Below are 13,191 nucleotides of genomic sequence, written 5' to 3' on the forward strand. Positions count from 1 at the left end.
CTCGTCTTCGCGGACGGCGCCGAGGATGCGCGGATCATGATCATCGGCGAGGCGCCGGGTGGCGAGGAAGACCGCATCGGCCGGCCCTTCGTCGGCCCCGCCGGCCAGTTGCTCGACAAGATGCTCGGCAGCATCGGCCTCGACCGCGGCACCGTGCGCATCGTCAACGTTGTGCCCTGGCGGCCGCCAGGGAACCGCACGCCGTCGGATACCGAAATCGCGCAATGCCTGCCGTTTCTGCACCGCCACATCGCCCTGGTGCGGCCGGAACGGCTGGTGCTGCTCGGCGCCGTCGCGGTGCGCGCGCTGATCGGCGGCAAGGACGGCATCACCCGGCTGCGCGGCAAGTGGCGGGAGGTGACCATCGAGGGGCTCGACCAGACGCTGCGCGCCCTGCCGACCTACCATCCCGCCTACCTGCTGCGGCAGCCCGCCGCGAAGCGCCTCGCCTGGGCGGACCTTCTGGAATTGCGGCGCGAATGTGTCGAATCCCGCATCCTGCGCGATGCTGACATGCGAAATTCACAAGACATCACGAAAAGTTGAAAATTATTCGGCCGCAAGTCCTGCGGTTTTCCTTGTTTTGTATATTTTTTTAGAATTTTGCCCTCTTGGAGAGCTTGCCCAGCCGGGAATTTGGCGTGTAGCCGAACGGTCATGCGAGGGGCCGTTAAAAAGCTCTCCCGCCTAAGCGTCGCCCGGGCGTGCATCGTCACGGCGGCGTTGTCCGTCGGTATGCCCGCGATCGCACATGCGGCGCCGGCCGGACTCAGGGGGCCTTCGACCGACAAGCAGGGCGCTGCATCGCGCCCGGAATCCGTAGCGTATGCGATCCCGCGCTCGACGCCGGCGAACGGCGCCGAGGTGGTGCTCGCCCGCCCGCTCGCGCCGAGCGACGTGACGCTGTATCGCCGGATCTTCGCCGATCAGGCCGCGGGGCGCGTGGCCGAGGCGGCGGCGCTGATCCACCGGCTCGACAACGACATGCTGATGGGCCAGGTGCAGGCGCAGCTCTATCTCGGCCCCTATCACCATTCGACGCCGCATGAACTCGAGGCCTGGCTCAAGGCCTATGGCGGCCAGCCCGGCACGAACCGCATCCGCGCGCTGCTGGCCAAGCGGCTGCCGCGCGGGGGCCACATGCCACCCGCAACGGTCGACTACCTGCCGGAGCCCGAAATCGTCCCCACCGGCGCGGCGACGCCGCCGGCCGGAGGAGTCCGGGTGCCGATGCGCCTTGCCGGGTATGTGCAGCGCCTGAGCGGCAGCGGCGAGAGCGGCCGCGCCATCGGCCTGATCCGGAACGACAATCATATCTCCTTCGCCCAAGGCGCGGCGCTGCGCGCGATCGTCGCCCGTCAGGTCTTCGACCGCGGCGATTACGAACAGGCCCTTTCGATCGCCGCCGCCGCGGCCAAGGAAGGCGGCAACCGGGTGTGGGACCCGGATTTCGTCGCCGGCCTCGCCGCCTGGCGGCTGGGCCGGATGTCCGAGGCGCTGCCCTTCTTCGAGCACGCCGCCGAATCGCCCGATTGCGGGCCCGACCGGCACGCCGCCGGCGCCTTCTGGGCCGCGCGCGCGGCACTCCGCCTTGGGCAGGCGGACGCCTATCTCGCCTGGCTCGGCAAGGCGGCGAACAATTCGGGCACGTTCTACGGCATGCTCGCCGGACGGCTGCTCGGCCGGGATCTCGGCGGCAGCAGCCTTGCCGCCAGCCTGTCCGAAGCCGATGTCGAGGCGGTCGCGGCGCAGCCGGAAGGCGCCCTCGCCTTCGCGCTGCTGCAGGTCGGCCGCGACAGCGATGCGGCGCTCGCCCTGCGCAGCCTGTGGCCGCAGATCAAGTCCGATCCCAATCTCGGCCGCGCGGCACTGCGCGTCGCCGCGCGCGCCGGGCTGATCGATGTCGCGGTGGCGCTCACCCGCGTCCTGCCGGGCAACGAAATTGCCGGGGTGAAGCTGCCCCTGCCCGCCCTGCACCCGGCCGGCGGATTCAGCGTCGATCCCGCGCTGGTCTATGCGCTCGCCCGCACCGAATCCGGCTTCAACCCGCGCGCCGTTTCCGTGGTCGGCGCGCGCGGGTTGATGCAGCTGATGCCGGCGACCGCGCTCGCGATGGCGCACCGCTACGGCATCGCCGACCGGCTGGACGATCCGGCGGCCAACCTCGCGCTCGGCCAGTCCTATCTGCGCTACCTGGCGGCCCAGCCCGACGTGAAGCGCAACCTGCTCGACATTCTGGCCAGCTACAATGCCGGTCCGGTCGCCGCGTCGAAATGGGTCGACACGATCAAGGACGGCGGCGATCCGCTGATCTTCATCGAATCGATCCCGAACGCGGCCACCCGCCGCTTCGTCCAGCAGGTGCTGGCCGACAGCTGGATCTATGCCGAGCAGATCGGCGACGTGCCGGCGAGCCTCACCGCCTTGGCCGAAGGACACGCGCCGCAGCTGCAGGATTACGGCACCGCGGTCGCCGACCGCTGAACCGCGCCGGCGGGCGGCGCCCGTAAGGTTTCGTTAAGCTCATCTCTTTAAGCTGCGGGCATGGATCAGAATGTGCTCGCGTCCTCCGCCTCGCCCGAACAGCTTTTCGCCGGAGGGCTCGCGGCCCATGGGAGCGGCAATTACGCCGAAGCGGCGGCATGCTTCACCGGCGTGCTCGAGGTCCTGCCCGGCTTTCCCGCGGCGCTCGCCAACCGGGCGCTGGCGCTCTGGTCGCTCGGCGCGCTCGATGCCGCGGAACGCGACGCCTCTGCCGCCTGCGCCGCCATGCCGAACCTGGCGGAGGGATGGATGGTCGCCGGCGCGGTGCGGATCGACCGCGGCGATGCGGCGGGCGCGGTCACAGCCTATGCCGAGGCGGTAAGGCTGCGGCCGGGCTTCGCGCCGGCGCAGGCCGGACTGGCCGCGGCCCATCTGGCGGCCGGCGCCAACGCCGAGGCGGCGCGCTGCGCGGCCCTAGCCCTGGCGCTGGATCCGGGCTGCGACCACGCGCGGTTCACCCTTGGCTCAGCACTCTCGGCGCTCGGCAAGCCGGGCCCCGCCATCGACCTCTTCAATCTGGTGCTCGCCGCGCAGCCCGGCCATGCGGGGGCCTTGCTCAACCGCGGCAACGCGCTGATCGGGCTCGACCGGATCGATGAGGGCGAGGCCGACCTGCGCGCGGCACTCGAGATCAATCCCGACCTGCGGGAGGCGCTGGCCAGCCTGGCCGTGCTGCGCACCATCCGTGGCGATACGGCGGAAGCCATCGCATTGTGCGACCGGGCCATCGCGCTCGATCCCGATTTCGCCGTGGCGCAATGGAACCGCGGCGTCGCCGCCCTGCTGTCCGGCGATTTCGCGACCGGGTTCGAGGCGTATGAATGGCGCAAGCGTCATCCGATCTATGGCCCGCATTTCGACCGCCTGCCCGCACCCGTCTGGCGCGGCGAATCGCTGGCCGGCCGCCACCTGCTCGTCCGCGCGGAACAGGGCCTGGGCGATACGATCATGTTCGCGCGCTTCCTGCCCGCGCTGGCCGCGCAGGCGCGCCGCGTCACCCTCGCCTGCCATGCGCCGCTGTTCCCGCTGTTCGCGCATCTCGGCATCGGCCTTTGCCGGCTCGATGATCCGGCGCCCGCCGATGTCGACTGCGCGATCGACCAGATGAGCCTGCCTCATGTCCTTCGCCTCACGCCGTCCGCGATCCCGGCGTCCGGCGGTTATCTCGCGGCGCCGGACGCCGAGATCGCGCGCTTCGCCGATCTCGCGCCGCGCCGTGGCGAACGGGTCTTCGGACTGGTCTGGGCAGGCAATCCCGGCCACAACAACGACCGGCGACGCTCGTTGCCGCCCGGCGCTCTCTCCAGCCTGTTCGATCTCCCCGGAGTGCGCTTCGTCGCGCTGCAGCTTGGCGCGCGATGCGCGGACTACGAGATCGACAGCCTGGCATCCCGGATCACCGACTTCGGCGCCACCGCCGGCATCCTTCACCATCTCGACGGCCTCGTGACCGTCGACACGTCGATCGCCCATCTGGCCGGCGCGATGGGCAAGCCGTGTCACGTTCTGCTTTCGGCTTCGTGCGACTGGCGCTGGCTGCTCGGCCGGACCGATACGCCATGGTACGACTCGATCACCCTTCATCGCCAGGAGCATCTCGGCGACTGGTCCGGGCCGGTTCGTTCGGTATTCGCCGCGTTGAGCCGCATGGGAGAGGCGCCGCTCGCCACCGGCTGACAACCTCCGCAGCAGCCGGCGACCGCGCCCGAGCCAGTCTCCTCCCCTTTCGGGTCAGCCCCCGGCCTCGTCCCGCGCCGCCGCCACGAGCGCGGCGGGATCGACCGGCGCGCCGCCGCGCTGCGCCGACAGATAGGCCGCCTCGACCAGCGCGAGGGTGCGGAGATTGTCCGCCCCCGAGGTTTCCGGTTCGCGCCCGCCGCGCAGGCACGCGATGAAATGCTCCTGGATGTCGAACACGCTGTGCTGAATGCCGTGCCAGGGCGCCGGTCCCCAGCGCGCCTCGTCGGGGGCGACGGTCTCGCGCCGCGTCGCGCCATCGGCGTGCACGACGAGTTCGTAATCGGCGCCGAGCCGCAGCGTGCCGCGCGCCCCGTCGATCTCGATCAGGCTCTGCGGAAACAGCTCGCGCTCCTGCGCGCTGGCGTAGCTGCAATCGACGACCGTCGTCACCCCCGCCGCGTGGCCGAGCATCATCGTCGCCACGTCCTCGCCGGCGATGCGGGGATTCACCCGCTGGGTCCGCGCCGCCAGGGTCGTCACCTCGCCAAACAGAAACCGCGCGACATCGAGCAGGTGTATGCCGAGATCCTGGATGATGAAGCGCGATCCCTCGGCCAGATAGGGCTGTCCGGCATACACGTCATAGGCCGAGCGGAAGGCGATGCGCGCCCAGAACGGCTGGCCGATCTCGCCTTCATCGAGCACGCGGCGCACCGCGCGGATCGGCGCCTGCCAGCGGAAATTCTCGTGCACCATCAGCTTCACGCCCGCCCGCCGGCAGGTCTCGACCAGCTCCGCCGCCTCGGGGAGCGTTTCGGTGAACGGCTTCTGGCAGATCACCGGCACGCCGGCGCGCGCCGCCAGCGTCACCAGCGGCACGTGGGAGGCCACCGTGGTCGCGATGTCGACGAAGTCGGGCCGCTCGCGGGCGAGCATCTCCGCCGCGTCGTCATAGGTGCGGGCGATGCCGAAGCGCGCCGCGGTTGCCGCAAGCCGCGCCGCATCCCGGTCGCACAGGGCGACGATGCCGGCATCGCCGGCCTCCGCCCAGGCCCGAAGCTGGTTCTGCGCGAAGAAGCCGCAGCCGATCAGCGCCCCGTTGAGCATTCGCCGCCCCGTTCCGTCGGTGTTCAGATCGATTTTTGCCGGCGGCCCCGGGAAGGGCCGCCGGGTGGTTGCCGAGCCGCCAGCTCAGGATTTCGATTTCATCGCCCAGTTGGTGTAGTCGCCGACATTCGCCTTGGTGATCAGCGTGCAGTTCAGCTCCTGCTTCTCCGGCTTGCCGGTCTTGCCGGTGCGGATGTATTTGTCCGCCTCGATCACCGCCTCGCGCGAGAAGGTCGCGATCGGCTGCAGCACGTCGGCCTTGATCTGGCCCTTGCGAATCGAATTGATCACGTCCGGGCTGCCATCGAAGCCGGTGACGATCACGTTCGGCTTGTGGGCCGCGAGCAGCGCCGCTTCAGCACCCATCGCCATCGTGTCGTTGTCGGCGATCAGGCCCTTGATGTGCGGATGCGCCTCGAGCAGCGTCTGCGTCACCTGGAAGCCCTTCGACTGCGACCAGTCGGCGGTCTGCACGGCGACCATCTTCATGCCGGAGAAATGCTTGAGCACGCTGGCGACACCCTGCGAGCGGACCTTGGCGTTGGTGTCCGACGGCAGGCCGGTCAGCTCGACATAGGTGCCCTTGTAGCCCATCAGCTTCGCGAACTCCGTCCCCTCCAGCTGCGCGCCCTGGAAGTTGTTGGAGACGATCTGCGCCTTGGCGATGCCCTTGGCGTTGATCTCGCGGTCGATCAGGAAGACCGGAACGCCCGCCTTGGTCGCGAGCTTCACCGCCGAGATCGACGAATCCGCGCCCGCATTGTCGAGAATGATCGCGGCGACGTGGCGCGCGATCGCGGTCTTGATCAGGTTGAGCTGGGTATAGGCATTGCCGTTATGGCTCGCGACCATCGTGCCGTAGCCGAGCTTCGTCGCTTCCTCGGCGGCGAATTTTTCCTCCGCCACGAAGAACGGATTGCTGAGCGAGGGGACGAAGATGGCGATCGTCTTGCCGTTGCTGCCCTTCTGCGAATGGATCGCCGGCTGGGTCGCGGCATGGGCCGGCAGCGCCGCCGATGCGGCAAGCACGGCGCCGAGGCAGGCCGGGCCGAGCAGTGTCTTCAGTTTCATGGTCAGTTCCTCCGCTTGCTGTTGAACTCGTTGATTGTTCGCAACCTCCTGAACGCTGTTCAGGGCGTTACCTCCTTGCCGCGGCGCCGGCCCCAGGGCATGCGCACGCCGCGGAATTGCACCTGATCGATCGCCACCGCCAGCACGATCACGAAACCCGTAATGATCATCTGCCAGAAATCCGACACGCCGAGCAGGATCAGCCCGTCGACCAGCACGGCGATCACCAGCGCGCCGATCACGCTGCCGCCGATCGTTCCCTTGCCGCCCATCAGCGACGTGCCGCCGAGCACCGCCGCGGCGATGGCGTTCAGCTCGTAGCCGGTGCCGGCCGCCGCCCCCGCGGAGTCGAGCTGCGCGGCGATGACGATGCCCGCCAGCGCCGCCAGCACGCCGGAAATCACATAGACCCGCGCGCGCACCGCGAGCACCCGCACGCCGGAGAGCGCGGCCGCGCGCTCGTTGCCGCCGATCGCGTAGACATGGCGGCCGAACTTCGTGCGCTCGGCGATGCCCGTGGCCACCACGCTCGCGATCACCAGCAGCCAGATCGGCACCGGGATGTGCAGCAGCAGCCCGTTGCCGAGCCAGGGAAAGCCCCGGTTGCCGAGCGCCTTGTGCCCGTCGAGGAAGGGAAAGGTCGAACCGTTGTTGCTGAGCAGGGCGATGCCGCGCGCGATGTAGAGCATGCCGAGTGTCGCGATGAAGGGGGCGACCTTCATCCTGGTGATGACGAAGCCGTTGATCGCGCCGATCAGCGCGCCGGCGGCCAGCGCGATGGCGACCGCCGCCCAGGCATGCGGGTAGATCACTACGCCCAGGAACGGCACCGGCAGCCCGACATCGATCAGCGCGCCGACGATCATGCCGCAAAGCCCGGCGATGGAGCCCACCGAAAGGTCGATCCCGCCGGAGACGATGACGAATGTCATGCCGATCGCGAGCAGGCCGTTGATCGAGGACTGCACCAGCACGGTGATGATGTTCGACCAGGTGAGAAACGCCGGCGAGAGAAAGGCGAACAGCGCCATGATCACGATCAGCGCGACGAAGGCGCGGAAGCGCAGCAGCAGGGCCGCGAGCGCCGGGGCCGAGGCGGGTGCAGAGGTTTCGACTGTCTCGCTCATTCTCTCGACCTGTTCCGATTGTCCGCTCATGCGGCCTCCCGCGCGCGGGCGGCGGCGCGCATGAGGTCCTGTTCGTCATAGGCGCCGCGCGCGAATTCCGCCGTGATGCGCCCTTCGGACATCACGATCGTCCGGTCCGCGAGGGCGACGATCTCCTTCACCTCGGACGAGACGAAGAGAATGCCGATGCCCTCGGCGGCGAGACGGTTCATGATGGTGAAGATCTCCGCCTTCGCCTTCACGTCGATGCCACGGCCGGGCTCGTCCATCAGCAGCAGCTGCGGGCGGATCAGCAGCGCCTTGCCGACGATCGCCTTCTGCTGGTTGCCGCCGGAGAGCGTGGTGATCATCTGCGTGGGCGAGAACGCCTTGATCGCGAGGTTGCGGATCGTCGCGGCAATGTCGGACGCGCCGAAATTCCGTTGCAGCCAGCCGAAGTTTTCGTACTGCCCGAGATTGGCGAGGGTGATGTTCTCGCCCAGCGTCATCGTCTGCACGATGCCCGCGGCCTGCCGGTCCTCGGGGATCAGCATCATGCCGCGGGCGATCCGCTGGTCGAGGCCGAGGCGCGGATCGAGCGTCTCGCCGGCGAGCGTGACCTGGCCGGTCGATTCCGGGTGCAGCCCCATCAGGCATTCGAGCAGTTCCGTCCGCCCCGCGCCCATCAGCCCGAACAGGCCGACGATCTCGCCGCGCCTCACCTCGAGCGACACGCCCTCGACCGACACGCCGTTCTCCGTGCGCGGACAGCGCATGTCGGCAACCGTGAGGATCGGCGCGCCGGTCGCGACATTGCCGTGATGCGGCACGTCGAGCGTGGTGTCGCCGAGCATCCGGTGCAGGATCCAGCCCATGTCGATGCCCTGCATCGGCGCATGCGCTGCGACCCGGCCGTCGCGAAGCACCGTGATGTAGTCGCCGATCTCGAGAAGCTCCTCCATCCGGTGCGAGATGTAGATGATCGCGACGCCCTGCGCCTTGAGGTCGCGGATCAGCTTGAAGAGCGTGCGCACCTCGCCCGCGGACAGCGCCGAGGTCGGCTCGTCCATGATCAGCACCCGCACCTCGTGGCGCAGCGCCTTGGCGATGGCGACGATCTGCTGCAGGCTCACGCTCAGGTCGCCGACCAGGCGGTTCGGGTCGATGTCGTGATCGAGGCGGCGCAGGATCTGCCGCGCCACCTCGATCTGCCGCTTGCGGTCGACCAGCGCGCCCTTGCCGGCCTCATGGCCGAGGAAGATGTTCTCCGCCACCGAAAGATTCGGGCAGAGATCGAGTTCCTGGTAGATGATGCCGATGCCTTTCGCCGTCGCTTCCGAGGGCGTGGCAAAGCTGACCGGCTCGCCGTCGAGCAGCAGGCGGCCGCCGGTCGGCCGCTCGGCGCCGGCGATGATCTTCATCAGCGTCGACTTTCCGGCGCCGTTCTCGCCGACCAGGATGTTCACGGCACCGGCATGGGCCGCGAAATCGACGCGATCCAGCGCCAGCGTGCCGGGAAACGCCTTGGTCACGCTCTCGGCCTGGAAGACCGGCGCGCTCATCCGCCCGCCTTTCCGGCCTCGATGATCACCGGCGTCACCGTGATGTCGGACGGATCGCCGTCGTCATAGGTCCAGGCGCCGTAGACGGTCACGCTCCGCCCCTTCAGCTTCGCGAGGTCGAGCGGCGCGACGACCGTCTTCACCACGCGGCTGTTGAGCGCGTCGGCGACGTCGCCGTACTGGATCTGGTTGAGGAACTCGCCGAAGCTGATGAACTTCAGCGCGTCGCGCAGCGTGGTGCCGAGAATCACCGGCCCGGTCGCGACCTTCACGGCCACCGGGCTCGCTCCCGCCACGGTCACCCGCATCGTCCCGATCGGCGACGAGGTATCCACCTTGCCCACCGTGCCGGTGAAGCGCACCAGAATGTTGTAGGTGCTGGCGACCTTGTGGCCGTACCGCGCCAGGGCCGCGCCCTTGTCCTTCGCCAGCGCGGCGAGCACGGTGGCGAGGCTGGCGCTTTCGCGCCGCGCGTCCGGCACCACGCGCGTTCCCCAGATCCGCGCGACATAGGCGTCCGGCTTGAAGGCCAGTCCGGCGGAGGGATGGCTGTCGCCGGCGGCGGACCCGCCGATCGGCCGGACGGTGGCGACCAGCCCGCCGGCCCAGAGGGCGGCGAAGACCACGCAGAAGCCGAGGAAACCCACGAGCCTTGGATACCGCAGGCCGGCGGCAATCGACCTGCTCATGGGCCCGTCGCGGCGTCGCGGGGCGGAATTCGGTCTGATGTCACGAAACGTTCCTCCGTCCGCTGCCGTTATGAATGGCATTTACGGTGCCGGGAAGATGTCACATAGTCATCATACCATCAAGAGGGGCCCGGCTGCATTCCGTCCGCCGACCCCGCTGCGCCTTCGGGACGACGGGGATATGGACGGATGATGAACGGGGCCCATCTCGAAGGGCATCGTCACTCGGCGCGCGGCGCCCGGAAGCAGGTGGAATGGCTGGATCATGAAAAGGCTCGAACCAAGGCCGGTGGAACGGCGGAAACTGTCGCACGAGGTGCTCGACCGGCTGATCGCCGCGATCGAGGCGCGGCAGTTCCCGCCCGGCTCGCAGCTGCCGGCGGAGCGCGAGCTGATGCAGATGCTCGGCGTCGGCCGCCCCGCGATCCGCGAGGCGATGCAGAGCCTGCAGCAGATGGGGCTGATCCGGATTTCCCACGGCGAGCGGGCGCGGGTGATCCAGCCCTCGGCGGAGACGATCATCGAACAGATTTCCGGCGCGATGCTGCAACTCCTCGCCAACAGCCCGCGTGGTCTCGATGAGTTGAAGGAGGCGCGCCTGCTGTTCGAGGTCGGGCTCGCGCGGGTGGCGACGATGCGCGCCACCCGCGAAGGCCTCGCGGCGCTGCGCGAGGCGCTCGCCGCCTGCCACGATTCGCGCGGCGACGCGCCGCGCTTCATCGCCGCCGACATGGAATTCCACCGCCGCATCGCCGAGATGACCGGCAACTCCCTGATCACCGCGGTCTGCCAGGGCCTCGCCTCGTGGATGATGCGCTTCAAGCGCGACCTGGTCTCGGCCCGCGGCGCGGAACGCCTGACGCTCGCCGAGCACGACAGGATCTACCGCGCCATCGCCGCCGGCGACGCCGATGCCGCGGCCGTCGCGATGACCGAGCATCTCAGCCGGGCGAACGCCCTCTATTCGGCCCTGATGAACGAGGCCGCCACCCCCGAGACCGAGCAGCCTTCCCTCGCCTGATCCCCTTGCGCGACCCCGCTGACTGAACTACTCATCATACCAGTTGCGCCCGGCAAGCGGCGCGAAGGGAAGGATGTCCAGTGAGTGGCGCGGAACGCATCGAAGCCGATTACCTGATCGAGACCGCGTTCGACCCCGGCCACGCCGCCGCGGCGATGGCCGGCGAGCAGTCGAGCGGCACCTTCGTGCCGGTGCCCGGCGAAACCCCCGAACTCAAGGCGCGCGCCGCGGCACGGGTCGAGCGGCTCGATGTCCTGGAAACGGTCGGCTCGCCCTCCCTGCCCGGCGCCGGAACCCCGCGCGGCGCGTCGCCGCCGGTCATCCGCCGCGCCGCCGTCACCCTCTCCTGGCCGGTGGACAATCTCGGCCCGTCGCTGCCCAATCTCGTCGCGACCGTCGCCGGCAATCTCTTCGAACTGCGCCAGTTCTCCGGCCTGCGCCTGCTCGACCTGCGGCTGCCCGCGAGCTTCGCCGCCGCCAATCCCGGCGTGCGCTTCGGCATCCCCGGCACGCGGCGGCTTGCCGGCGTCGAGGGGCGGCCGCTGATCGGCACCATCGTCAAGCCCAGCGTCGGCTTCGATGCCGGGCAGACCGCCGCCCTGGTCGCCACCCTCTGCGAGGCCGGCATCGACTTCATCAAGGACGACGAGTTGCAGGCCGACGGCCCCGCCTGCCCGTTCGAGGCCCGCGCCCGCGCGGTGATGCGCGTCGTCAACGATCATGCCGAGCGCACCGGAAAGAAGGTGATGTTCGCCTTCAACCTGACCGGCGAGGTCGACGAGATGCGTCGCCGGCACGACCTCGTGCGCGAGCTCGGCGGCACCTGCGTGATGGCGAGCCTCAACTCCGTGGGCGTCAGCGGCTTCCTCGCGCTGTCGCGCCACGCCGCGCTGCCGATCCACGCGCATCGCAACGGCTGGGGCGCGCTGTCGCGGCACCCGCTGCTGGGCTGGTCCTATGTCGCCTGGCAGAAGATCTGGCGCCTCGCCGGTGCCGACCACATGCATGTGAACGGCCTGCGCAACAAGTTCGCCGAGGATGACGACAGCGTCATCGCCTCCGCGCGCGCCTGCCTCACCCCGATGTCCGATGCGGCGCCGAATGTCGTCATGCCGGTCTTCTCCTCCGGCCAGTCCGTCCGCCAGGCGGGCGACACCTATGCGGCGCTCGGCTCGGCCGACCTGATCTACGCCGCCGGTGGCGGCATCATGGGCCATCCCGGCGGGCCGGCCGAAGGCGTGGCGGCCCTGCGCGCGGCGTGGGACGCGGCGATGGCCGGCATTCCCGCCGCCGAGCACGCGAAGACGCACCCGGCGCTGGCCCGGGCGCTGGAGGGCGCGTCCTGACCCCGCGCGGCGACAGGCTGATCGGCTTCTACGGCGACGATTATACCGGTTCGTCGGCGGTGATGGAGGTGCTCGGCTTCGCCGGCGTGCCCACCGTGCTGTTCCTCGAACCGCCCGACGAGGCCGCCCTCGCCCGCTTCGCCGATTGCCGCGCCGTCGGCATCGCGGGGATCGCCCGCTCGCAGACGCCGGCCTGGATGGACGCGAACCTTCCCGGGATCTTCGACACCCTCGCCCGCATCGGCGCGCCGGTCACCCATTACAAGGTTTGCTCGACCTTCGACTCCGCGCCGCAGGTCGGCTCGATCGGCCGGGCGATCGAACTCGGCGTCCCGCGCCTCGGCGGCGCCTGGCACCCGCTGCTCGTCGCCGCCCCCGCGCTCGGCCGCTACCAGGCCTTCGGCAATCTCTTCGCCGTCGCCGGCGGCGCGGTCCACCGGCTCGACCGGCACCCGACCATGTCCCGCCATCCCGTCACCCCGATGGACGAGGCCGATCTCCGCCGTCACCTCGCCCGCCAGATCGCGGCGCCGATGGGGCTGGTCGACCTCGTCGCCCTGCAAGGCGGACGAGCCGACGCGGCGCTGGCCGCCTGCCTCGACGCCGGCGAGCGGATCGTCTCGCTGGATGCCATCGACGAGGCCACGATCGCGGAAGCCGGCCGGCTGATCTGGGACCATCGGGGCGAGCGCCTCTTCGCGATCGGCTCGCAGGGCGTCGAATACGCCCTCGTCGCGCACTGGCGGCGGATCGGCCTGCTGGCGCCGGAGGCCGAGCCCGCATCCGCCCCGCCGGTCAAGCGCATCGCCGTCGTCTCCGCCTCCTGCGCGCCGGTCACCGCCGCGCAGATCGCGCAGGCGCGGCGCGACGGCTTCACTACCTTCGCGGTCGATGCCGCCGCCGCCGCCGACCCCGCCCTCTGGGCGCGGGAACTCGACCGCGCCGAGCGGGACGGCCTCGCCGCCCTGCGCGAGGGGCGCAGCGTCGTGCTGCACACCGCCGAGGGGCCGGACGATCCGGCCATCATCCGCACCCGCGCGGCCATCGCCGCGGCGGGCGAACCCG

11 protein-coding genes are annotated in these 13,191 nt (G+C 69.9%); 6 read left to right on the forward strand and 5 right to left on the reverse strand.

The genetic code is table 11. From position 1 onward, the window contains the following. The 3 genes from APM_RS09575 to APM_RS09585 all read left to right on the forward strand — a co-directional run. A partial coding sequence (locus APM_RS09575) for a uracil-DNA glycosylase (protein WP_007423167.1) occupies nucleotides 1-546 on the forward strand: 546 nt, incomplete at its 5' end. Between the two features lie 189 nt (nucleotides 547-735). Continuing rightward, entirely contained in the window at nucleotides 736-2,484 is a 1,749-nt protein-coding gene (locus APM_RS23025; RefSeq protein WP_007423168.1) for a lytic transglycosylase domain-containing protein, read from the forward strand. Nucleotides 2,485-2,556: 72 nt separating this feature from the next. Then, nucleotides 2,557-4,221: a tetratricopeptide repeat protein gene (locus tag APM_RS09585; RefSeq protein WP_241763135.1), complete on the forward strand. Its 1,665-nt coding sequence runs from the start codon at nucleotides 2,557-2,559 to the stop codon at nucleotides 4,219-4,221. Between the two features lie 54 nt (nucleotides 4,222-4,275). Here the strand turns inward: APM_RS09585 and APM_RS09590 are convergent, their stop codons facing one another. From APM_RS09590 to APM_RS09610, 5 genes are all read right to left on the reverse strand, one after another. Then, nucleotides 4,276-5,331, reverse strand: coding sequence for a Gfo/Idh/MocA family protein (locus APM_RS09590; protein ID WP_007423170.1), 1,056 nt, complete (start codon nucleotides 5,329-5,331; stop codon nucleotides 4,276-4,278). An 84-nt stretch (nucleotides 5,332-5,415) separates the two neighbouring features. Beyond that, the gene (locus APM_RS09595; RefSeq protein WP_007423172.1) at nucleotides 5,416-6,402 is read right to left on the reverse strand and encodes a D-ribose ABC transporter substrate-binding protein; all 987 of its coding nucleotides are present in this window, start codon (nucleotides 6,400-6,402) and stop codon (nucleotides 5,416-5,418) included. A gap of 59 nt (nucleotides 6,403-6,461) precedes the next feature. Beyond that, nucleotides 6,462-7,559, reverse strand: coding sequence for an ABC transporter permease (locus APM_RS09600; RefSeq protein ID WP_007423171.1), 1,098 nt, complete (start codon nucleotides 7,557-7,559; stop codon nucleotides 6,462-6,464). Continuing rightward, complete coding sequence (locus APM_RS09605) at nucleotides 7,556-9,070, reverse strand: sugar ABC transporter ATP-binding protein (RefSeq protein ID WP_007423173.1); 1,515 nt, start codon at nucleotides 9,068-9,070, stop codon at nucleotides 7,556-7,558. Before APM_RS09605 ends, APM_RS09600 begins: the two co-directional genes overlap by 4 nt. Beyond that, nucleotides 9,067-9,759, reverse strand: a complete 693-nt coding sequence (locus APM_RS09610; RefSeq protein WP_035187723.1) for a DUF2291 domain-containing protein — start codon at nucleotides 9,757-9,759, stop codon at nucleotides 9,067-9,069. The genes APM_RS09605 and APM_RS09610 overlap by 4 nt, the downstream gene beginning before the upstream one ends. A gap of 265 nt (nucleotides 9,760-10,024) precedes the next feature. On the opposite strand from APM_RS09610, the gene nanR reads away from it, so the two are divergent. The 3 genes from nanR to APM_RS09625 all read left to right on the forward strand — a co-directional run. Next, nucleotides 10,025-10,780: a transcriptional regulator NanR gene (nanR, locus tag APM_RS09615; RefSeq protein WP_007423175.1), complete on the forward strand. Its 756-nt coding sequence runs from the start codon at nucleotides 10,025-10,027 to the stop codon at nucleotides 10,778-10,780. A gap of 80 nt (nucleotides 10,781-10,860) precedes the next feature. Beyond that, nucleotides 10,861-12,126 (forward strand): ribulose-bisphosphate carboxylase large subunit family protein, encoded by a 1,266-nt coding sequence (locus APM_RS09620; RefSeq protein WP_007423176.1) that lies wholly within the window; start codon nucleotides 10,861-10,863, stop codon nucleotides 12,124-12,126. Nucleotides 12,127-12,188: 62 nt separating this feature from the next. Then, nucleotides 12,189-13,191: four-carbon acid sugar kinase family protein (locus APM_RS09625; protein ID WP_007423177.1), on the forward strand; the 1,003-nt coding region annotated here is incomplete at its 3' end.

It is taken from the genome of Acidiphilium sp. PM, assembly GCF_000219295.1.
Classification (GTDB): Bacteria; Pseudomonadota; Alphaproteobacteria; order Acetobacterales; family Acetobacteraceae; genus Acidiphilium; species Acidiphilium multivorum.

Excerpts from the sequence above, each read along its gene's own strand:
- APM_RS09605 (WP_007423173.1), bottom strand. The coding sequence starts at position 9,070 with ATGAGCGCGCCGGTCTTCCAGGCCGAGAGCGTGACCAAGGCGTTTCCC.
- nanR (WP_007423175.1), top strand. The coding sequence starts at position 10,025 with ATGAAAAGGCTCGAACCAAGGCCGGTGGAACGGCGGAAACTGTCGCAC.
- APM_RS09590 (WP_007423170.1), bottom strand. The coding sequence starts at position 5,331 with ATGCTCAACGGGGCGCTGATCGGCTGCGGCTTCTTCGCGCAGAACCAG.
- APM_RS09595 (WP_007423172.1), bottom strand. The coding sequence starts at position 6,402 with ATGAAACTGAAGACACTGCTCGGCCCGGCCTGCCTCGGCGCCGTGCTT.
- APM_RS09610 (WP_035187723.1), bottom strand. The coding sequence starts at position 9,759 with ATGAGCAGGTCGATTGCCGCCGGCCTGCGGTATCCAAGGCTCGTGGGT.
- APM_RS23025 (WP_007423168.1), top strand. The coding sequence starts at position 736 with ATGCCCGCGATCGCACATGCGGCGCCGGCCGGACTCAGGGGGCCTTCG.
- APM_RS09600 (WP_007423171.1), bottom strand. The coding sequence starts at position 7,559 with ATGAGCGGACAATCGGAACAGGTCGAGAGAATGAGCGAGACAGTCGAA.